The organism is Anabaena sp. CCY 0017 (genome assembly GCF_963920885.1).
Classification (GTDB): domain Bacteria; phylum Cyanobacteriota; class Cyanobacteriia; order Cyanobacteriales; family Nostocaceae; genus Nodularia.
In genome coordinates this window covers 13,265-34,063 of record NZ_CAWUDG010000030.1, presented here as the reverse complement: position 1 = coordinate 34,063, position 20,799 = coordinate 13,265, and the positions used below count along the sequence as shown (strand labels likewise).

The 20,799-nt window shown below is 36.2% G+C and carries 19 protein-coding genes; 9 read left to right on the top strand and 10 right to left on the bottom strand.

The annotated features are described in order from the left end of the window. The first annotated feature begins 8 nt into the window (after positions 1-8). Entirely contained in the window at positions 9-632 is a 624-nt protein-coding gene (locus ACM0OW_RS22670) for a hypothetical protein (RefSeq protein ID WP_414552573.1), read from the top strand. A 110-nt stretch (positions 633-742) separates the two neighbouring features. Here the strand turns inward: ACM0OW_RS22670 and ACM0OW_RS22665 are convergent, their stop codons facing one another. Next, a complete protein-coding gene (locus ACM0OW_RS22665) occupies positions 743-2,176 on the bottom strand; it encodes an N-6 DNA methylase (RefSeq protein ID WP_414552571.1) in 1,434 nt (477 codons plus the stop codon). Between the two features lie 477 nt (positions 2,177-2,653). On the opposite strand from ACM0OW_RS22665, the gene ACM0OW_RS22660 reads away from it, so the two are divergent. Beyond that, positions 2,654-3,298 (top strand): tyrosine-type recombinase/integrase, encoded by a 645-nt coding sequence (locus ACM0OW_RS22660; protein ID WP_414552570.1) that lies wholly within the window; start codon positions 2,654-2,656, stop codon positions 3,296-3,298. Between the two features lie 216 nt (positions 3,299-3,514). On the opposite strand, the gene ACM0OW_RS22655 is transcribed toward ACM0OW_RS22660, so the two are convergent. The 5 genes from ACM0OW_RS22655 to ACM0OW_RS22635 form a co-directional block, all read right to left on the bottom strand. Beyond that, positions 3,515-3,733 carry a type II toxin-antitoxin system prevent-host-death family antitoxin gene (locus ACM0OW_RS22655; protein ID WP_414552568.1) on the bottom strand — a complete coding sequence of 73 codons (219 nt, stop codon included), beginning with the start codon at positions 3,731-3,733 and terminating at the stop codon, positions 3,515-3,517. A 22-nt stretch (positions 3,734-3,755) separates the two neighbouring features. Continuing rightward, entirely contained in the window at positions 3,756-4,211 is a 456-nt protein-coding gene (locus tag ACM0OW_RS22650) for a hypothetical protein (RefSeq protein WP_414552567.1), read from the bottom strand. 1 nt (position 4,212) lies between these two features. Next, positions 4,213-4,992 (bottom strand): ParA family protein, encoded by a 780-nt coding sequence (locus ACM0OW_RS22645; protein WP_414552565.1) that lies wholly within the window; start codon positions 4,990-4,992, stop codon positions 4,213-4,215. Between the two features lie 329 nt (positions 4,993-5,321). Continuing rightward, positions 5,322-5,468, bottom strand: coding sequence for a hypothetical protein (locus tag ACM0OW_RS22640; RefSeq protein WP_414552564.1), 147 nt, complete (start codon positions 5,466-5,468; stop codon positions 5,322-5,324). A 264-nt stretch (positions 5,469-5,732) separates the two neighbouring features. After that, positions 5,733-5,840 (bottom strand): transposase, encoded by a 108-nt coding sequence (locus ACM0OW_RS22635; protein WP_414552562.1) that lies wholly within the window; start codon positions 5,838-5,840, stop codon positions 5,733-5,735. Between the two features lie 106 nt (positions 5,841-5,946). Here ACM0OW_RS22635 and ACM0OW_RS22630 point away from each other — a divergent pair, with 106 nt between their 5' ends. Next, positions 5,947-9,390 (top strand): CHAT domain-containing protein, encoded by a 3,444-nt coding sequence (locus tag ACM0OW_RS22630; RefSeq protein ID WP_414552561.1) that lies wholly within the window; start codon positions 5,947-5,949, stop codon positions 9,388-9,390. Further along, complete coding sequence (locus ACM0OW_RS22625; protein WP_414552559.1) at positions 9,387-12,554, top strand: CHAT domain-containing protein; 3,168 nt, start codon at positions 9,387-9,389, stop codon at positions 12,552-12,554. The genes ACM0OW_RS22630 and ACM0OW_RS22625 overlap by 4 nt, the downstream gene beginning before the upstream one ends. A 52-nt stretch (positions 12,555-12,606) precedes the next feature. On the opposite strand, the gene ACM0OW_RS22620 is transcribed toward ACM0OW_RS22625, so the two are convergent. Together ACM0OW_RS22620 and ACM0OW_RS22615 are read right to left on the bottom strand one after the other, a co-directional pair. Then, positions 12,607-13,587 (bottom strand): DUF1822 family protein, encoded by a 981-nt coding sequence (locus tag ACM0OW_RS22620; RefSeq protein WP_414552558.1) that lies wholly within the window; start codon positions 13,585-13,587, stop codon positions 12,607-12,609. Further along, positions 13,571-14,161, bottom strand: coding sequence for a hypothetical protein (locus tag ACM0OW_RS22615; protein ID WP_414552557.1), 591 nt, complete (start codon positions 14,159-14,161; stop codon positions 13,571-13,573). Before ACM0OW_RS22615 ends, ACM0OW_RS22620 begins: the two co-directional genes overlap by 17 nt. A gap of 193 nt (positions 14,162-14,354) precedes the next feature. Here ACM0OW_RS22615 and ACM0OW_RS22610 point away from each other — a divergent pair, with 193 nt between their 5' ends. Beyond that, on the top strand, positions 14,355-14,564 hold the full coding sequence (locus ACM0OW_RS22610; RefSeq protein WP_414552555.1) for a hypothetical protein: 210 nt from the start codon (positions 14,355-14,357) through the stop codon (positions 14,562-14,564). 279 nt (positions 14,565-14,843) lie between these two features. On the opposite strand, the gene ACM0OW_RS22605 is transcribed toward ACM0OW_RS22610, so the two are convergent. Both ACM0OW_RS22605 and ACM0OW_RS22600 read right to left on the bottom strand, forming a co-directional pair. Continuing rightward, complete coding sequence (locus tag ACM0OW_RS22605) at positions 14,844-16,790, bottom strand: tetratricopeptide repeat protein (RefSeq protein WP_414552553.1); 1,947 nt, start codon at positions 16,788-16,790, stop codon at positions 14,844-14,846. Between the two features lie 905 nt (positions 16,791-17,695). Then, positions 17,696-17,842 (bottom strand): hypothetical protein, encoded by a 147-nt coding sequence (locus tag ACM0OW_RS22600; protein ID WP_414552551.1) that lies wholly within the window; start codon positions 17,840-17,842, stop codon positions 17,696-17,698. Between the two features lie 108 nt (positions 17,843-17,950). Here ACM0OW_RS22600 and ACM0OW_RS22595 point away from each other — a divergent pair, with 108 nt between their 5' ends. The 4 genes from ACM0OW_RS22595 to kdsA all read left to right on the top strand — a co-directional run bounded on the left by ACM0OW_RS22595 (position 17,951) and on the right by kdsA (position 20,756). Beyond that, complete coding sequence (locus tag ACM0OW_RS22595; RefSeq protein WP_414552550.1) at positions 17,951-18,076, top strand: hypothetical protein; 126 nt, start codon at positions 17,951-17,953, stop codon at positions 18,074-18,076. Positions 18,077-18,106: 30 nt separating this feature from the next. Continuing rightward, positions 18,107-18,334 carry a hypothetical protein gene (locus tag ACM0OW_RS22590; RefSeq protein ID WP_414552549.1) on the top strand — a complete coding sequence of 76 codons (228 nt, stop codon included), beginning with the start codon at positions 18,107-18,109 and terminating at the stop codon, positions 18,332-18,334. A 329-nt stretch (positions 18,335-18,663) separates the two neighbouring features. Further along, on the top strand, positions 18,664-19,257 hold the full coding sequence (locus tag ACM0OW_RS22585; protein ID WP_414552548.1) for a KpsF/GutQ family sugar-phosphate isomerase: 594 nt from the start codon (positions 18,664-18,666) through the stop codon (positions 19,255-19,257). Between the two features lie 143 nt (positions 19,258-19,400). After that, the gene (gene kdsA, locus ACM0OW_RS22580) at positions 19,401-20,756 is read left to right on the top strand and encodes a 3-deoxy-8-phosphooctulonate synthase (protein ID WP_414552546.1); all 1,356 of its coding nucleotides are present in this window, start codon (positions 19,401-19,403) and stop codon (positions 20,754-20,756) included. Positions 20,757-20,799: the final 43 nt, after the last annotated feature.

The following is a 20,799-nucleotide window of genomic DNA, read 5'->3' as shown; positions in this document are numbered from 1 at the left end:
AAGCCAAGATGGACAACCAAGACCCCGAACTGATTAAAATAGCTACTCTACAAGAAAGATACGGTTTAGAGTCACGTCAAGCGGTATACGACCGAATCAACGGACTGGACATAAAACCAGTGGCACGAGGTAAAATCACCCCACAGCAGTTAGAGCTACTGGACAAACTTGACAAGCATATCCGGGGCGGGGGAGCGATAGCTACGCTAGCCGAAGGCATCGCTAATTTCCCCATTCAGCCAGAGGTTGAAATCCCCGCACTGGAAAAACTTGACAATCAACTAGACAAACTTGACAACGAACTAGACAACAGCGAAAACCTTACCGCTATCAGTCTTATGGCTGGTTTGGTTGAGAAAATGATGGGGTATGTGGGGAATAGGCGAACTGCTTGCAGCAGCGCTGAGTGCAAAGCACACGCTCCGCGAACGCTATCGCCATTGTCTGAGTATGAAGAGTTAGAAAAAGCTCTAACTCATAAGTGGATACTGAGTACAGGCAAGGTTAAAGAATTGATTGGTGTTACCCCAAGGGTGGGTAAGGATGAAGTAACTTTTGTGTGGGGTAGCTTCACTTTCACCAAAGTGGGAAAGCTGGGTAATCAGATGGGGTGGATGGTTGGTAAAAGTTAGTATTTAGTTTTAATATGCTGCAATTCTATCTAAATATTGCTTTTATTCCTTCTCTAACTAAATAGAGAAACATAAAATTAGCTTGTTAGCAGGTTTGCTTAAAGAATAATTTAAAAGTCAGAACCCAATTGTACTGATAAATATTTTTCTTTTAATATTTTATACAATTTACAATTTCTATAAATTACAGACTCCAAATCATCTAAATCAAAAACTATAATAACTCTTTTAGATTTAGACCAAGCTTTTCCTATAACACCCCTAGCATCTTTTGTATAATCAATATCACCTGTAATTCCATTTTTAGATATTATTAAACCTATATTAGATCCACAATCATCCATTTTATCAGAAAAAATTCTAATCTCTTTGGCTCCAACTGGCTTGTTCCAATTTTTGCATTCTACAATTAATAAATTAGAAAATTCAGCAAATAAAGTGCCAGTAACTTTATTAACCATAAAAATAACATCTATTTCACCAGTTGCATTTTTAAAATTTTTTTTATAAAATTCAAGATAATAAAAACATCCAAAAAGCTCTTGAGTAAAATCTTCTAAGGTACTACCTTTGGTTCCTGAATCCGAAGCATCGGTAACTTTTTTCAAAGATTCCTTAAGTTTTTGCCTAATTTGATTAATGCACTTATCTACTTCTTCTTCAGGATTTAACATCCTATTGAGGGGTTTTAATATATCCAATAGTTGGATAACTGGAACTGTTGAATTAAGTGTTTCAGGTTCTGACTTATTAGTAGTCTCCGCAGACGATACATCCTGCGTCTGTAATTTATTAGTTTTTTCTAAACTATCATTGTTGAGCCAAAAAATATCTAAACTAACCTTATCCCGTTGTGTTAGTTCCTCATAAGTAAATGCCCGAAACCTTTCCGTTTCTTGGCGGTCATGGCGATTTTCAGGATTAAAACATTGAATAAAATCTTGTAAATCTTCCAACTGGAAAGGATTGGTTTTTAATGTGAAATGTTGGTTAGTTCTGAAATCGTAAATCCATAATTTCTTTGTCCAGGGGTTTTGGCTGTCAGGTTTGCGGTCAAAAAATAAAACATTCGCCTTCACCCCTTGAGCGTCATAAAATATCCCCGTAGGCAGTCTTAGTAAGGTGTGTAAATCGCATTCCTGTAACAATTTCTTGCGGATGGTTTCCCCTGCTCCCCTTTCAAACAAAACATTATCAGCTACAACAACTGCCGCTTTGCCATTAGTTTTTAGTAGAGTTTTGACGTGCTGTAGAAAATTAAGTTGTTTGTTAGAAGTTTTAGCCCAAAAATCTTCCTGTTGATAAGTGATATTACTCTTTCCTCCAAAAGGCGGGTTAGTTAATACCAAATCAAAACGTTCATTGCGGTCTACTATCAAACTATCGTTAGTCTCAATGAGACTATCATCACCAGCAATTCCGTGTAAGTAAAGATTTATTGCACAAAGGCGCATAGCCCCATCAGCAACATCTACCCCCCTAAAAATTGTATTATTGAAATAATGCTTTTGGTCGCAAATGAGCATCAAAACCTTGTACAGCAAGGGTCAAAACCTAATTTCGGGATAAATCTATTGCATTTTATTCGCCATGACTAACAGTTGAATCAAGAGGGGGAATTTGTTCAGGGGTTAAAGTAACAACTTGTCCATCTTGCCAAATGCTAATAGATTCTCCTAATTGGCGGTGTTTTTCTATAGCTTTAGCACTTGTTCCTCTGGGGTCATGACTGGTTTATTATGCGGGTATATAAATTGTCATGCCTATTGAGGTAAAAATGCAAGTGATATTAAAGGCAATGTAGTTACAGCTAAAAAAAGAGGGATAAAATCAGCGATCGCTAATCTTGGTTCAATTCCTGCGGTGTAGATAGTGGTGTAGAAAAGTCGTTAAGGCAAATATCAAGTCTTTTCACTCAAGCTACATCACCGCATTGAGAATTGTGTCAAAAATTCATGCCCTCGCTCCTGGAGTGAGTCGATACCTGCTACCATGATCAACCATCGGGGTAGACAGCCAATGTGAAAATCGACCGACACGGCAAAGCCAAAGTTCTTACACAACAAGAAATCCAGCGATTATTTACAGAAGGTTTGACCACTGTGAGAGATCGCACCCTTTGCGCTGTCATGCTCTACACAGGTTGCCGTGTCAAAGAATGCGTCACCCTAAAAATAACTGATGTCTACGACAAAAAAGGCAGAATTAGACCAGAACTAATCATCCGCAAAGGTAATACTAAGGGCAAACTAGCTACCCGCACTATTCCAGTGCTGGACGACTTAAGGCACTTCCTAGAACAATATCAACCCCCAACTACCAGTGATGGATTTCTGTTTCCCGGTCGCTGGGGAAGGGGACACCTGCACTCAGACTCGGCAAGTATTATCTTTCGAGAAGGGTGTAAGCAAGTTGATATCGAAGGCGCAAGTACCCACAGCTTCCGTAGAACTTCCCTGACATTGATGAGCAACGCTGGCATCCCACTCAGGGTAATTCAAGAAATTTCCGGGCATCGTAACTTAGAACAGCTACAACGATATCTAGAAGTGGAATCGTCACAGGTGCGCGGCGCGATCGCCGCGTTGTCAATGCTGACCCCAGTAGCAAATAGCGAAAAAACTAAAGACAACCCGATAAAGACAACCATCTCTACCGACGTATAGATCGGTATATGGAAGTATCCCGATCTAAAGGGAATGCCCCTGGGAGTCTGGGTTTGGAGACTAAATCTCTAATTTGCCTCGAATGGTTTTTTGGGCATGATTGGGGCTAGTTTTTTTTATCAGGTTTGAGCCAGTTTTCTACTTTTAAATGAGGAACGCGGTCAAATTCACGAACATTGGCAGTAAATCATTACCCCTTTAAAACTCAATATCATCTCAGGGTAATAATCCTTCGTCCACATCGGCAAAGTCTTCGTCCAATGGTTCCAGGGTAGAAAGTGTTTCCATGAGGGATTTTTTCTGTTTCTGAATGGGGGAAATAATGGCGAAGGGGATACCATTTTGGATGATGGTCAGGGGTTCACCTGTTTTTTGAGCTTGGTTAATTAGGTTTTGGACGGTTTCGGGAAGTTCTGCAAGGGTAATTTGTTTCATGGTAGTTTCTGGGGTGAGGGAGCTACTTTGACGAATTACTCAACATAGTAATTAACCGTTTAATTTGACCAACTCGCTTACGTTGGTCGTAGCGGCGCTTGGCTTGGGTGGTAATTTTTTCTAAAACTGCGTTATCAGCATTAGCAAAAGTCCAAGCAGCTTCTAGAAATACCTCAACTGTGATGCCCCTATCTTTACAAAAGCGAGTTAATTCTTGGTCGAGGTCTTTTTCCAGAACGATGGCTGAATGTCGTCGAGTTTCGGGGTACTTTTCGAGTTCGGTTTGGAGTTCGGCAATGGTGTCTCCTGATGCAGCAGTTGGGTTTGTTGGTTCGGTAACTGGGCTAGTTTCCTGTGGTGAGTTTTGTTTGGGTGCTGGGGCTTGGGGTTGTACTTTCGGAACGAGTGCATCCTGGCGTGGTTCAACTGTGGAACGATTGCGTTTGTTGCGTAGTTGGTTTAGGACATCATCTGACATTTTATTTATCCCCAAGTGAAGCGTGAATTTTGGCAATTAAAATTTCAAATGGATATTCCAAGTCGGTATATCCCAACTGCGAGAGAGTTGTACGTTTGTTGATGGCTTGTTTATAGCGTTCTGATTCGCGGATTGAGGGTATAACTAACCGCTCGCCAACTTCATCACGCATTCCATCTACAGCCGCCCGACTTTCATGGGCTTGGGTGTTACCAAACCAGCGATCTCGGAAGGGTAAAACACCTAATACCTCAGCATTGGTTGCGCCGACATCTTGCAAGCCGCCGAGCAAGTCCAGAGTCCGCACCAGGGAACCGTAACCTTTGACCGATGCTTCGGCGGGGATAATCAAAAAATCTGCCGCGCCGATGACTGTTAAACAAATTTGCGATCGCTGGGGTGGGGCATCGATAATACAGACTTTGAAAATTTGGCTGATGGCTGACAATCGGCGCTTGAGTAAGGTTGCACCAACTCCACTGTTGGATAAATAATCTTGTACGGTATCAAGTTGATCGTCGGCGGGGATAAGAAATAAGTTATCGTTGTCTTGAGTTGGGTAGATGCAATCGGATGGCGCGACTGTTTTTTTGAGAAATTCCAATAGGGTTGGTTGGTTGGGTTCTAACTCAAACCCCAGATAGGTGGTGAGATTATGTTGGGGGTCGGAGTCTAGCATCAAGGTGGGCAATCCCTGGCGCGATAGCAGCCGCCCCAGGAACAGTGATGTTGTCGTCTTGCCCTGTCCGCCACTCAAGGAGCTTACGGTAATCGTCAACATATATATTTTTATTAATTTATTAATTAAGCTAATTAACTTAAATTAAATTAATTAATTTGTCAATTAATTAATTATTAACTTTAGCTAATTAGCTAAAGTTAAAAAGCTAAATTTAGCTTTTTAACTTTTTATATATGAGGCAGGAATTCAGGGATATTCCGCGATTTAGCCCAAAATCCTGGCTCTGATTGCTTTTCAGTGTTAAATAAAGAATGTCAGGCTCTGGTGTGAGAGGATGAGTTATTGAGTAGGCGCGATGGACTCCTCCTGTACGGCGAAACGCCATCGCCTGCTTGTCTTCACTACTCCAACCTCAGTTCTAGCTGTACCTATTCTTCCTGTTGTGGTTGTGTTTTTTTGGTGCTTCGGGCGCTGGTTTTGGTGGTGGATTTTTTAGCTGTTTTGGATTGGAGTTTGGCGCGTTCTGCGCGGATGCGTTCTAGCAGTTGAGGATATTCCTCAAGCGCCTTCTTCACTCGCTGACTCCTAGCCTTCAGCGCCTCTATTTTCGCAACTATCCGGCGTTGTTCGTTGAGGGGGGGGGAGATGAATAGGTAGTTGATACGCATCATCATCAAACGGCAGCGAAACCAACAACTTGAGAAACTCTTGCTGTCTAGCTAGGGTTCTGTCAGAATTATTGCTGTAATTTCATTTGATTTCTCATTGACCTTTACCTGTCCCAATACTCTCCATCTCACTCGTTCCACCAAAACATAAAAAATCGCGTTCATAACTTCCTACATATCGACTTCTCGCTTGAGGCCACCTGGTTTTGGTTCTGGAATTAGGTCATTCAGAAATTCATCTTGAGCGCGGGTCACGTTGCTGGGGTATGCTTTACTCATGTTACTCTCTCGGTGCTGTCTACTATCTATTCACAGCTTATACTCAGAGAACTTTTTTACATACTTTCCGACTTTTTAAACATCCTTTTATAAATTAAGTAAAAAAATGACCAACTCGCAACGACCAAATGATCGGTTGAACTTGTTAAATACGGTATTTGAATGCACTAACGATCAAGAATTAATAAATTTATTACGTGCTAAATCAGATTTGGTTGATGCTGAGTTCTTGCAGATAGTAGAACATGCAACAGAAATAGCAGCACAACAGGGGGAAGAAAGTATAGTCATTTTTTTACGGAGTGTTGCGGCTCAGATAAAGTTAGTGATACATAAGCCAGACTCAACACAAATAACTACTGAAACTCTCAATTTCTTTTTTGAGTTGCTGCAAATAAATTGGGGTTATCAAAATGAAGAAAAAATATTACAAACACAAACACACTTAACAGATAACTTGGATAAGTTAAATGACCAATTTTCTCAAATTATAGATATTGGATCTGCGGGTGCGCTATCTTCGGTAGACCCTGATCAAGCAGTAAGCTTTGCTTTATCAATACTTAATTTTAGTGATGTGATGAAAAATTTTTATTTAGGCAGCAGGGCTACCAATTTAGAAATTGCTATCTCTGGTTATCAAAAGTCTCTGCAAGTTTTCACCTTAGATACTTTTCCTGAATATTGGGCAACCATTCAACATAATCTAGGTACTGCTTATCTGGAGCGTATTAGAGGTGACCGTTTTAATAATATAGAACTAGCTATTATTTGCTTTCAAAACGCTCTAAATATTTATAATTTAGAAGATTTTTCTCAGCATTGGGCAATGAGTTACCATAATTTAGCACTTGCATATAGTGAGCGGATTTTGGGAGAACGTGCAGATAATTTAGAACTAGCAATTAAATATTATCATCTAGTACTGCAAGTACGTAACCGCGACACTTACCCTGAAGATTGGGCTAAGACTCAGATGAATTTGGGTGCTACTTATAACGAGCGCATTCAAGGAGTACGATCTGAAAATTTAGAATTAGCAATAGCTTGTTATCAAAATGCTTTACAAGTGCGTACTGAAAAAAATGACCCAGAAAAATGGGCAAACGTGCAGACGAATTTAGGTAATGCTTATAGCAATCGTATTTTTGGAAAAAAAGCTGAAAATTTAGAACTAGCTATTGTTTGTCATGAAAATGCTTTACAAGTATTTACTTTAGAAACATTTCCAGAAAAATGGGCAATAGCCCAAACAAATTTAGGTAATGCTTATAGCGAGCGCATTCAGGGAGTACGAATTGAAAACTTAGAAACAGCAATTACTTGTTATCAAAATGCTTTGTTAGTTTATGGGAACATAGCGTGGCAAATATATGGTTTAAAATTAGCATTAGAATGGGAATCTTATAGTTTAATAAAGTATGTTTGCTCTGAATTAAAATCTTCTCAAATTCATACCCAAATAGTATTTTCTGAGAAATGGGCTATGATTCAACTTAATCTAGCCAAATCTTACCTTTATCGCATATTGGGAGATAAAACAGAAAATTTACAACTCTCGATTATTTATGGACACAATGCTTTAAAAGTTTTCACAAAAGAAGGTTTTCCAGAAAAGTGGGCTAAAATTCAAATGAATTTGGCAAGTGCGTATATTCTCCATTCCATGCGAGAATATAAAGATAATGTAGATAATTTAGAGTTAGCTATTACTTGTATCCAAGAAGCTTTAGATATTCATACCGAAGATAGTTTTCCAGAAATGTGGGCTACCAATCAACAAAATTTAGGTAGTGCTTACTTACATCGTATTCAAGGAAAACGAATTGAGAATATAGAACAAGCAATTAACTGCTATCTTCAATCCTTAAAAATACGTAAGCGTGAAACTTTGCCAAATGATTGGGCAAATACACAAATAAATTTGGCTGCTGCATATCGTGAACAGATGATTTATAGAAACAATATTGAAAATTTAGAACTGGCAATTACTAGCTGCAAAAATGCTCTGGATATTTTTACTTGTGAAGCATTTCCTGAGCGTTATGCAGGAATTTTATTCAATTTAGGTCTAGTCTATCAAGATGCTCAAAAATGGCTAGATGCCTACACAAGTTTTGCAACAGCTATTAATACAGTAGAATCAATACGTGGTGATATTATTTTTGGAGATGAAGTGAAACAAAAACACGCGGAAGACTGGGTTACACTTTACAAAAGTATGATAGAAGTCTGCTTAGAATTAGCTAATCAAGAACCTTATTACCAAGCTAAAGGCTTGGAATATCTTGAACGTTATAAAGCTCGTAATCTAGTGGAACGTATGGCTAACTATAGTTTTTCTGAAAAAAGTAAATTAGAAAAATTGTCTCCTATCAGCTTTGCAGAAATTCAAGAGTTATTGCCAGATGAACAAACTGTAATTATTGAATGGTGTTTTTTGACTAAAAGTTCTTTAGCTTTTATTATTACCAAAAACAATCAATATCCATTAGCCTGGAAATATGATTTTTTGAATCCAATTGATGATGAGTTAATGAATTCTGCTTTTGATTATCTATTTGATTATTATGATCAAGAAAAAAAATGGACAGAAAATATAAATTCTTATCTCCATTGTTTGGGTAAATATCTAAAATTAGATGAAATTTTAGTTGATTTCCCGGAAAATTGCTCCAAAATTATTCTGATACCACACTTATTTTTACATTCAATTCCTTTGCACGCTATTCCATTATCTAATGGTACTTGTTTACTAGACCGTTTTTCCAGAGGAGTGAGTTATGCTCCGAGTTGCCAAATATTGCAACAAGCTCAAAACCGCAAGCGAGCGCACTTCAATAATCTTTTTGCTATTTCTAACCCAACTCAATCTAATGCTAAAGAAAACCGACTTTATACTGAAGTAGCAATTGAGGTAATTCGTCATCAATTTAATCGAGCGAATATTTTATCCAATCAAACAGCTACTAAAGAAGCTATTAATAATATTCATGCTGAGGAATTGAATTCTGCTCACTGTATTATTTTTGGTTGTCATGGGATTTTTAACTTAGAATTACCATTTGCATCTGGACTATTTTTAGCAAATGATCAAATCCTAACTGTAAGTGAAATATTTGATTTGCATCTTCAAGAATGCCGTTTAGTCACACTCATGGCTTGTGAGACTGGCCTGATTGATTATACAAGTTTGAGTGATGAATATATTGGTTTATCCAGTGCTTTTCTTTATGCTGGTGCTAATACTGTAGTTAGCAGTTTTTGGCAAGTATCTCAAGGTGCTAGTGCTTTTTTAATGATTAAATTTTATGAAAATCTCCAAACTCAGTCTAATATAGCTCTGGCACTACAAGAAGCTCAAATTTGGTTGCGAGATGTTACTAATAAACAAATAAAACAATGGTTGAAACCAAAAAAATCTATAATAAGAAACATTTTACAGGAAAAATGGTTCGATTTATTAAAATTATTTCATGAAGATGAAAATGCTCAACCTTTTAAATCTCCTTACTATTGGGCGGCATTTTGCACTATTGGTCAATCATGAATCAAGAAAGAAATCAAGCTTATATAAAGCTAACCAAAACACTACTAACCTGTTCACCTGAACAGATATCTGCAACTTTAGATGCTCACCGAGAGCTAATTGATCATGGCTGGTTAGAATTAATAGATCAAGCAATAGTAGCACAGACACAAATAGGAAACCAAAATGGTGTAGATAAACTCCTTTTTTTGCGTAATTATGTTGTGCAAATGATTAGTTTACTTACCACAAAATCAGCAGCATCTTTGTGGAATAAAATTTGGGAAGAATTAGTAGCAAATCATGGCAATGCTAAAGGATTAAGTCGATTATTACAAGCTAATTTGGAGCAATTAAATTTTTCCTTAGCTGAAGCTATGAAGGTTTGGGCTGTAGGTCACTTTTTTGTCCAAACACCAACAAACATATTTGTTAATACTGCATTCATGGTTAATTTTAGTAATTTTATATCTAGATTTACCTATGGAAGTAAAGCTTGTAATTTAGAGATTGCTATTACTGGTTATGAAATCGCACTAACTTATTTTACTAAAGATAATTTTCCCCAAGAATGGGCATTAACTCAAAATAGTTTAGGTTCAGCTTATCAAAATCGTATTTTAGAAGAAAAAGTTGAAAATATAGAACTAGCTATTGCTTGTTATAACAATGCCTTACAAGTTTATAATCAAGAAGAATTTGCAACAGAGTGGGCAATGGTAAAAAGTAATTTAGCCAGTGCTTACAGTGACCGTATTCAAGGGGATCGTTCTTTAAATATTGAGCAAGCAATTGAACATTATCATACAGCTTTGACAATTTATACTTTTGAAAGTACACCTACAGATTGGGCAAGAACTCAAAGCAATTTAGGTGTTGCTTATTGGTATCGTATTTTAGGTAATCGCTCCCAAAATTTAGAAAAAGCAATATCTTGTGTACGTAAAACTTTGAGAATTTATACACGGGATACTTTACCCAGAGAATGGGCAGAAATACAAAAAAACTTAGGGATAATTTACTCATATCGTTTAAAAGGTAATAAAGATAGGAATTTGACAAAATCTATTAATTATTTAACTAATTCATTACAAATATACAAGGAAGAAAGTTATCAAGAAAAATGGGCAGAAACACAAAATCATCTTGGGGTAGTTTACTGGCAATTTTCACAAAATCCTAATCAAATCAACAATATACAAAGGGCTATCAATTGCTTTAAAAATGCTTTAAAAATTTATGAATTATCTGAATTTCCAGAGCAATGGAGTTATACAAACAATAATTTAGCGGCTGCTTACATTAATCGTCATTTAGGAGAAAAAACTTATAATTTAACAAATTTAACAAAATGTATATTTTATTGCCAAGAGGCTTTAAAAGTGCAAAATCTCCGGCTCTTTCCTGAAGCTTATGCTGAAACTTTATTTAATTTAGGAATTGCTTATCAAGAATTAAACCAATTAGATCAAGCTTATATTAATTTTGAAACTGCAATTGATACCATAGATTTCATACGCGGAGAAATTAATTCTCCTTTACCAATTAATGAAACTAAACAAAAATTAGCCACAGAATGGAATGGACTTTATCAGAGAATGATAGAAGTTTGTCTAGAAACTCATAACTATCCCAAAGCAATAGAATATATTGAACGCAGTAAATCACGGAGTTTAGTTGAGCTATTAGCAAATCGTAATATTTGTCCCCAAGGTCAAATATCAGAAGAAGTGCAAAATCAACTACAAAAATTGCGTATAGAAATAGATACAGAAAAACGTTATCAGAGGCTTAATCAAAATTTTTACTCTACTTACATTAATGAATTGCGGCAGAAATATCATCAACTTAGTGCTTATAAACCAATTAATTTTGAGCAAATTCAAAATTTAATCAATGAGCGTACAGCAATTGTCCAATGGTATATATTAGATGAATATTTTTGTACATTTATTATTGCTAATAATCAAGATAATCAGCCAACCTTATTTGTTTGGAAATCGTCATCCGAAGATTTAAAAAACTTAGAGAATTGGTTGAAAGAGTATTTGCAAACTTATTATAATTGGAGATGGTTAGAAAATGCAAAGAAAAAAGAAGAATTATATACTCAGTGGGTAAACAGTATGAAAGATCGTCTGCAAAAATTAGCCAATTATTTGCATATAGATGAAATTATTTCGCAAATTCCCACAAATTGTCATGAATTAATTTTTATTCCCTATCGTTACTTACATTTATTACCGCTTCATGCTCTCCCCATAGCACCTGGATATCGTTATCAACATGGCAATAAACAATCAGAAAATACGGTCTCAGATCAATATTGCTTACTAGATGAATTTTCAAGTGGAGTTCGTTATGTTCCTAGCTGTGAATTTTTAAAACAAATCCAAAGTTATAAACGCTCAGATTTTCATCGTTTATTAGCTATTCAAAATCCAACCCAAGATTTGAGATATGCTGATTTAGAAGTAGAAGCAATTCAAAGTTATTTTCAAGAACAGGACATCTTAAAAAAAGATGAAGCTCAAAAGGAAGCTATTAGTAATGAACGACTAAAATATGCCAATTGTATCCATTTTTCTGGTCATGGATATTTCAATTTTGAAAATCCTTTATTGTCAATGTTATTATTAAAAGATTGTCATGTAGAAGTATCCCAAATTCCCAAAAATGCAAACCCAGAACGCTATATCTTTTTACTGAACGAAAAAGCAATATCTTTAGATAAATGTATCACTTTAGAAGACATTTTTCGGTATGATCTCAGCGAATGTTATCTTGTCACCCTTTCTGCTTGTGAAACTGGTGTAACTGACTTTAGCAATCTTGGTGATGAATATATTAGCTTATCTGTTGGCTTTTTATATGCAGGTAGTTCTAATGTAGTTAATAGTCTTTGGGAAGTTCAACAGCTATCTACTACTTTATTAATGATGAAGTTTTATGAGAATTTACGAAACTTTAATCAACATTCCACAGTTGCTATTGCTCTCAATCAAGCACAACTTTGGCTAAGAGATTCTACAAATAAAGTATTATATCAATGGATAAAAACAAAAAGAAATATATTAGATTCTGACGACTTTATAAAATTAAGAGACTTATTTAGGAATGATCCAAATGTTCAGCCTTATAAATCACCCTATTATTGGTCTGCTTTTTCTACAATTGGTAAATAAATAGTAAAGGAAGATTTATCTTATTTGCTAACTATTGAGTTTCTCAATTTTTTTAAATAACGAAATTTTCAGTAACAATTATTTCATTGAAGGATATTTCAACTATAAAAGATTGATCAAAAGAGCTAAAGAAACTTAAGTGAATTTCTGCATCCTGTTGATGAGATTGTGTTTCTAGAAAGTTATGACTGCTTTGGTCTAAGAGCATTTTTTGACCAAACTCATCAAGCACTACAAGCTGTAAATTTGGCGGTAAATATGGTTCTTCCATAGAATAGACTTGGATATAAATATCTATATCACCATCACATCTTCTTTTAATTGCCACCAGAAGTTCCAGTGTTAAATCTTCATTGAGAAGTATTTCCTTAATTTGGGCAAAAGCTGCTTTCGGATGTTCAGGTGCAAACTGACCTAAACTTAAAGCTATTTGCCAAATTAAAGCAATTTCCTCTCTATTTTCTGCTGTTTCTTTGATATATTTACTGGGTAAATAATTAGCTAAAACCTCAATTATTTCTGGAGTAACTTCACTATTTTTAAATTCTTTCACCAATCTTACAGCTGTATTAAAACGTAAGTTAAAAGTTTTCTTTTCATTTATCAATACAGCAATTAATTTATCTTTACGTTCTTCTATTGGTATCTGAGTCTGTAAATTGTTTACAGACTTAGTAAGACTGGCATTAAAAGCAGAATCATCATTAGAACTAGGATTTAATTGTTCCAACTCGTTATATATACCTAAAAGTATTCGTTCATATTTTCCCCAAATTTCAGGAACACGCTGAAACCATTGACTGAGTTGTATTCCAGCTTTACTCACTAAATTTTGATTTACTTCTTTGGGAGCTTTGGGAGTTATATCTTCATCTTCAACTAATTGACCTGGAGAAACATTGCTCTCCATTTCTACAACTTGAGCTTGCAGTAAATTATCAAGTTCTCCAGAAGCTAGAAGGTTTTCAAGTTCTTGATATGCTTCTTCTGTAGTTTCAAATAATAAAACTAATTTTCTACTCTTCTTGTTCATTTTCTTCCTCTTCGTAATAAGAGTCTTTAGGTGTTAATAATTGATTAGGATATTTTTGTTTAATTCGGTCACTTAAAATATTGACAAATTCTATTTGTTGTTCTTCTGAAAGTTCTTCAAAATCTGGTATTAAAACTAAACGAATAAGTTTATTTTGGTTTTTTACTTCATTTATTCTTCTATAACCTAATCTATCAAGATAACTAGATACTTGCGCCCAGTCGCTTACTTTTTTTTTAGCAATAATACTGACATACTTGTAAATAGTTTTACTGAGATCAGTATTGAGTCCTTTTTTCTCTCGTTTAAGTTTATCAGCTATCTCCTGAACACTAAAATTATCTAACAACAAGAGTAACCAACATTTTTCAGCATTCGTTAGTTGTTGGTCATTAATGTTTAGTTCTTTAATATCTTTCTCTGTTATATCTAATGTTTTATAAACCTTACATACGCCTTTCGCAAAAGCTAATTTATCCAAAATTTTATCAATGTACCATTTCCTTTCAGCTTTTGGACAATCGCTGCAAGGTTTCTGATTTAAGACTGGACAGGGTATTCCTAAGTGAACCATGATTTTCAATACGTACTCTGGAAATAACAAATTGTTTAGTTGATAACTATTACCCAACCAAAATGGGGGAAATAGTCTGAAAATACTAATTATAATTGGGTACGATAACTAAAGCGCAACAGCGATAACAGAGAAGACAAAGAAAACAGGGGTCATTTTAGAATAACCACCTGTTCACTGATAGGAACAATATATGTTATCCATTTTACGCACACCAATTCAAAAAATACCTTACTGTCTAATAAGGCTTGTGGGAACCCTACATTCGGGAATTGGTAGCACGATCTGGTTTGCTTTAATACCATCTGCGGCAGCACTCAAAAATCTTGGTATAAAGACTGCTATAGATAGCGGTGATGAAGACGACCCGATTGTTCCCACCAATCTCCAATGTGAGTTCTAAAGGCTTATTGTACTATTTTTTACGCTCATTTTTAGATAGTGGGACTTAAACATTTTTGAGTAAGAAATAAGCCTCAAACCCTTGCGGGGTAAGGGAAATATACCAAATGCTCAAAAACGCCACCAAACCCACATATACCAACAAACAAATCAAAACGATGTCAAAGTCCCTTGGGATATACGTTTGAGGTAATTTTATCGGTGTTTTTTGCCTAAGTCCCAATAGGACAGGGAGCTAGTCATCTGGCTGCTTCCTTCCTCACTCGGTTGAAGTACAAACCTACTTACCTACAGAATTAAGGTGCTGATATGCTTGAGACTGCCAGACATCTAATTCAGGGACTCTCCAAGGTGCTTTTTTTGGTTTCTTGTCTCTGGAGTCATTTTTGAGACCTTTTTCCCATAAAATCAAAGCACTTTTCTTATCTCCTAAAGCTTCCTGTACCTGTGCCAATAAATAATAGGCATCAGGACAGGAACTATCTAATTCAATTGCCTTACTAAGGTGATCTTGAGCATGAGTGTATTCATTTTGTTGGAGATATGCCCAGCCAATGTTTTTGTGCAAGCTATATTTCACTAAAGCGTTCTGTACACGCTCTAAACTTGGTAAGAGCAAGTCAATAGCAGTGGCACTATTTCCATTGATAATTTCCAACCGTGCTAAATTATTGATAGCTGCATCAGCAGCACGAGTTTTATACTGTTTAGCAATTCCGTAGTGGAAACACGCACGCTCCAATTCTTGCAGCTTTTCATAAGTTGACCCCACGTTATAATGAGCGGCTGCAAGATCCGGATTAAATCTGAGTGACCACACTAAAGAAAACTTGGCGCTAATAAAATCACCTTCCAGGTATTGTTGATGACCTATCTGGTTTAAAGATTTAGCAATAAATTGATTAGTAATGTATTTTTTTACTCTATTGCTTAAAGTAAATTTAGCGGTTATTGCATTATCTTCTTGAACAATAAGTGATTGCTGTAAGAGTACATTCAATGATGCATCCAATTCTGACAAATCTATCGCAAAGACTAGACTTGCTTGTAAATCTGCAAGAGATACCGCCTGAGTCTTTACCGCTAAAGATTCAATAATATTTTCTTCTAAATCATAAATTTTTTCAAAAGATTCTAAAAATTCTTTGACAATATGCTTGATCAAAGATTCATTACGCTTTAAAAAATTATTCCAGTCACCTTTAAATGTTTTTTTAATACTTTTCTCGGCTAATTCTAAAGCTAAAGGATTACCTTCATATAATTCAAGTAATTGAAACAAAATTTGGTCGGGAAAAGAAAAACTTTTGATTGGTAAAATAAAATTTTTAGCATCCTCTAGATGGAACCCACTCAAGTGCAATTCCCTCACAGGTAGTATTTCTCCAACTAAGTCAGCAATTTCTACAGGTTTTTCTCGACTGGTCAGCACTAGGCAGCTATTATGATTTGATTCCCCTAAGCGTCTTAATAATTCTCCATACCCCTCATATTCCTTTGGATAATGTCGAGCTAACTGGCTACTTGGCAGAACAGTCTCTACATCATTTAGTACCAATAGACAACGGTGTTGGGACAGATACTTAATCAGTAAAGAGATTTGCCCACTGACATCTTGTGGTATGTTGATTTCTTCTTGGTGCAACAGGGAGTAGAGTAGGTCAACTAATAATTCTTGGATGGATGGAGCATAGTGGAGCGATCGCCAAATGACGCACTCAAAATCATTCTGGATTTGTTTAGCCAACTGCATTGACAGAGTGTTTTTGCCAATGCCTCCGATCATTCCCAGGATTACTACCAGTCGGCACTTGTCTTTAACAATCCATTGCTTTAAGGTAGCCAGTTCTTCAGTGCGTCCGTAAAAAATAGTAACATCTGGTGCATCGCCCCAATCTTGGCGTGCATAGTCGTGATCTTCACCAAAGTTGATAGAAGGAGAGGAGATACTGGTATTATTCTGAGCTTGGTGTTTTTGATATTGTGAAAGTAAAAGCTGCCGGAGCTTGGCAAGCTTGACTGGACCCTTTCCCTCAATCTTAAACTTTTGATATACTTCACTTAATCTCTGGCGAATGGCTGAATCTTTCACTTGAAGCTGTTCTGCGATTGCTGCAATATCGTTACCTTCTAAAGCCAAAACAAACGGTTCCCGTTCTGCCTTAGAAAGGTTGTGCTTATCCGCTTCAAATTGCAAAAATTCTTTAAAATCTTGGCCAATCGACATTGTAAAAAACTCACATTTATAAGTTAAATTCTTATTTATGTATATTTATACATCATTTTACTCTCTAGCTACTTTTATAGTTTTAAATAACAAACATAATACGGCTTATGTGAATTAAATCCTGAAACTCTTGTAATATCGTTAATGATTCTGGAATTATCGTTTTAGAGAACTCTGGAAACTCTGATACAACGACAATATTTTCAACTCACATAAGGCTTATAATAGAATTATAGAATGTGTACCTCACATAGAGTTGCTTTTAAGGTTTTAAAACTTCCCTAGAAAAGCTGACAAAAGCTTGATTTTAGTGCCTTAGCATAAAAGTAACAATAGAACTCGTCATTGATTAATAAAACCTATGCACATAATATAGTAGCAGATAATCAAGCTTTTATAAAATGATTTCTTGCTTGTATAAGATTATTCATGGAATAAAATAAGCCTTATTTTGCCACAAACACCAGAAATAATTAAAATTTATGCGCTATTGAAATTTGTAGGCAAACCAAAATTGTCTAGAGTCAATATCAACCGGGAGCAACGCGATTCTGTGAGATCGGTGCGATTCGTTGGCTAGAAATAAAGCCCAGCATGGGTTATGAAGGATTAGCCGCAGGGCTATAAACCCTGACAACTGAATGACAATGTAGGTGCGAAACCTACCATCTTTGGTAGTAGGTATGCATGACTTGCATCAAATTATTGAGGAGCCGTGTGATGTGAAAATGTGCGCCGTGGTACGCACTGATTGAATCGCCAACACAGTTGGCTAGAGTTCGGGGTAATCGACTCCAAGGCGAACAACTAACCTAGACCCGAAAGGGCGAGGGGACAAGAGCATGTTCGTAAAGCGGGAGGTAATAGAAGACGTGTATACTACAGTCCTGCAACGCCTGAGCGATTCAATTCTCAACAAAGCTAGATATTTTCGGTGCGATGGCTACGTCCGCCGAAGGCATCACACCCCGAAATAGCCTAATTTTCGTTCTTGGTTTTAGCACCTCACATTTTCCCGTTGCTCCCCAAGTAAGTTTCAACCATTGACTCATTTCATAGCAACCTTGTGTTTTGTTTATTTAGATGGCTATTAAATTTTTCTTAGATATATCTCTTGACTGGCTGACTAAAATAAACTATATTCTTATTTGAGCAAGAAAATGAGTCAATACCTTGAATCTGGAGTATCTCATCGCAAAACACAACCCAGTGTTGAGCGAAAATTTAAAACCGTCAAGGCGATTGAGCCAAGACAAAAAGACAACCAAAGATCCGCAAGTTTCTAAATCTTCAATAACAAGCACAAGGAGACTAAAATGAGCGACGACCTACCAAAATCAATCGGAGAGATCCTCAGAGGCGACAATTCTAATCGTGGATTCCGTCATACAACTTCCGGTGGCGCAACTGTAACTATTGGGGTTGCTGACGACCCCAAGGCATCAGGCGGCAAATACATCTCGGTCACAGATGAGAATGGAAAAAAGCGTAGTATTGTTTATGATCCCAACAATAATGTTGTTAAGGACACTGGTTGGAATTAGCCCAGTACATTAACTCATCTCTTGCACCTCACAGTAGTAACCCAGACAATATAAAAATATGGGCGATATAACTACCTTATTACTAGGATTTTCTTTACAGGCTATTGTTTTAAAACAATGGCAATTTGGATGATCACATTTTTGATGTTAGTGGGATAAGTTAGTAGAACCCATTCCCACGGCTATAAACCTTGCTTTGCAAGGTTTATAGCAAATTTTAAACCGACCTGCTTAAAAGCTGAAGACAGTATTGACAGCAACAATCCCCACAGTTAGGGTAATTTCAAATACGGGTATGAAATGCAAATATGCACAATTTTGTAAGAAATATGAGTACTCCTTTATTGGAAACAGCTAAAGAGGTAATAAAGTCTCAAATTCAGGCTCTGCAAACATTACTGGAAACAGTTAACGAAGAAGTAGAGTCAGCAGCACAGTTAATTCAAAAATCGAAGGGACGGGTAATAGTTACAGGGGTTGGCAAGTCAGGACACATAGGGCGAAAAATAGCAGCTACTTTGGCAAGTACGGGTACACCTGCATTTTTTCTGCATGCAGCAGAGGGAAATCATGGCGATTTGGGGATGATAACTTCGGATGATATTGTCATAGCGATTTCTAAAAGCGGCAGAACAGAGGAAGTAATGATGCTTATTCCGTACATCCATAAGATTGGAGCTAAAATAATTGCTTTCACAGCAGATCCTATCTCTCCATTGTCAAAATATGCGAATGTGACTTTAGATATTGGGGTTCGTTCAGAAGTAGCTTTCCTGCAAATGGTACCAACTAATACTACGACAGCATCGTTAGTGTTAGGGGATGCACTAGCTATCGCTTTGTCAGTTGCACGGGATTTTACATTTGAAGAATATGCGATATTTCATCCAGGTGGAAGCATAGGTGTGACTTTGACCATATAATGACCAAAATTATTCTTCTCTTCTCTCTTTGGGTGTTACTTAAAAGATAAAGTTGCAAATTAGATGTATTTGAGATTAGGTAATACCCATCTTACAGATAGCTAAGATTTTTCACACATAATTTAGGATTCCTACTATCGACTATGATACAAGCAAAAATTACAGAGGATTTATTGATTGGTGATGGTTATCCATTGACATTAATTGGTGGTCCATTACTAATTGAATCGGAAGATGCCACTTTGAAAATAGCAGAGAATATTTACAATATATGTAATCGTTTAGGAATTTCTTTTATTTTCAAGTCCTCTTTCGATAAAGCCAATCGAACATCTATTAATTCATTCCGTGGTCCATTATTAGAAAAAGGATTAAAAATACTTCAAAAAGTTAAACAGGAGGTAGGTGTACCTGTTCTCGCTGATATCCATGAAAGTCACCAAGCTGCTCTTGTAGCAGAAGTTGTTGACGTTATTCAAATTCCTGCTTTTTTATGTCGTCAAACTGATCTACTATTAGCTGCTGCTGCTACAGGACGAGCTATCAATGTGAAAAAAGGTCAACATCTTGCTCCTTGGGACATGAAAAATGTTGTTCAAAAGCTAGAGCATGGAGGAGCTAAAAATATTCTTCTCACAGAACGCGGGACTTGCTTTGGATATAATAACTTTGTTGTTGATTTTCGTTCCCTTCCTCAGATGCGAGCGCTAGGTTACCCTATAGTTTTTGATGCTACACATAGTGTTCAAATTCCAGGAGGTAAAGGAGATATATCTGATGGTCAGCGTCAATTTGTACCTATTCTAGCCCAAGCGGCAACGGCCGTAGGAATTGATGCTCTTTTTCTAGAAATTCATGAGAACCCAGAAGTGGCATTAAGTGATGGTTCTAACATGGTTGCTCTATTAAAGCTGGAAGAGATATTAAATAATATATTAAGTGTTAAAAATGGACTCCAGATTACTTATAATCAAAAATTTAAACAAAAGAAAAATTCTGTAGCTAATATCTATCAATGCATGTCTAATATTAAGCTTTTAGCTTTAGATGTGGATGGTGTACTTACGGACGGGGGAATTTATTATGCTGAAGATAACATGAAATTTAGAAAGTTTAATGTACACGATGGGCAAGGATTACAGCTAATAATGCAAGCAGGAATAAATGTAGTAGTTATGTCTGCAAAAAATTCTTCATCAATTCTAGTTCGTCTTGAAGAATTAGGCATTGAACATACATACATAGGTGTAAAAGATAAATTATCAGTTTTAAAAAAATTATGTGAAAATTTGAATATTAATTTTTCTCAAGTAGCTTATGTTGGTGATGATATCAATGATATAGCAATAATGCAGGCAGTAGGATGCCCTTGTACTGTAGCCAATTCAATGCTGGTAGACAAAGGTATTACTGTATATACGACAGAAAAATTAGCTGGAGAAGGAGCCATACGGGAAATTTGTAATCTTCTATTAAAATCCCAACAAATATCAAACTAAATCATAAATTTTTTCAACATGAATCTTATATCCTGCAAAAAAA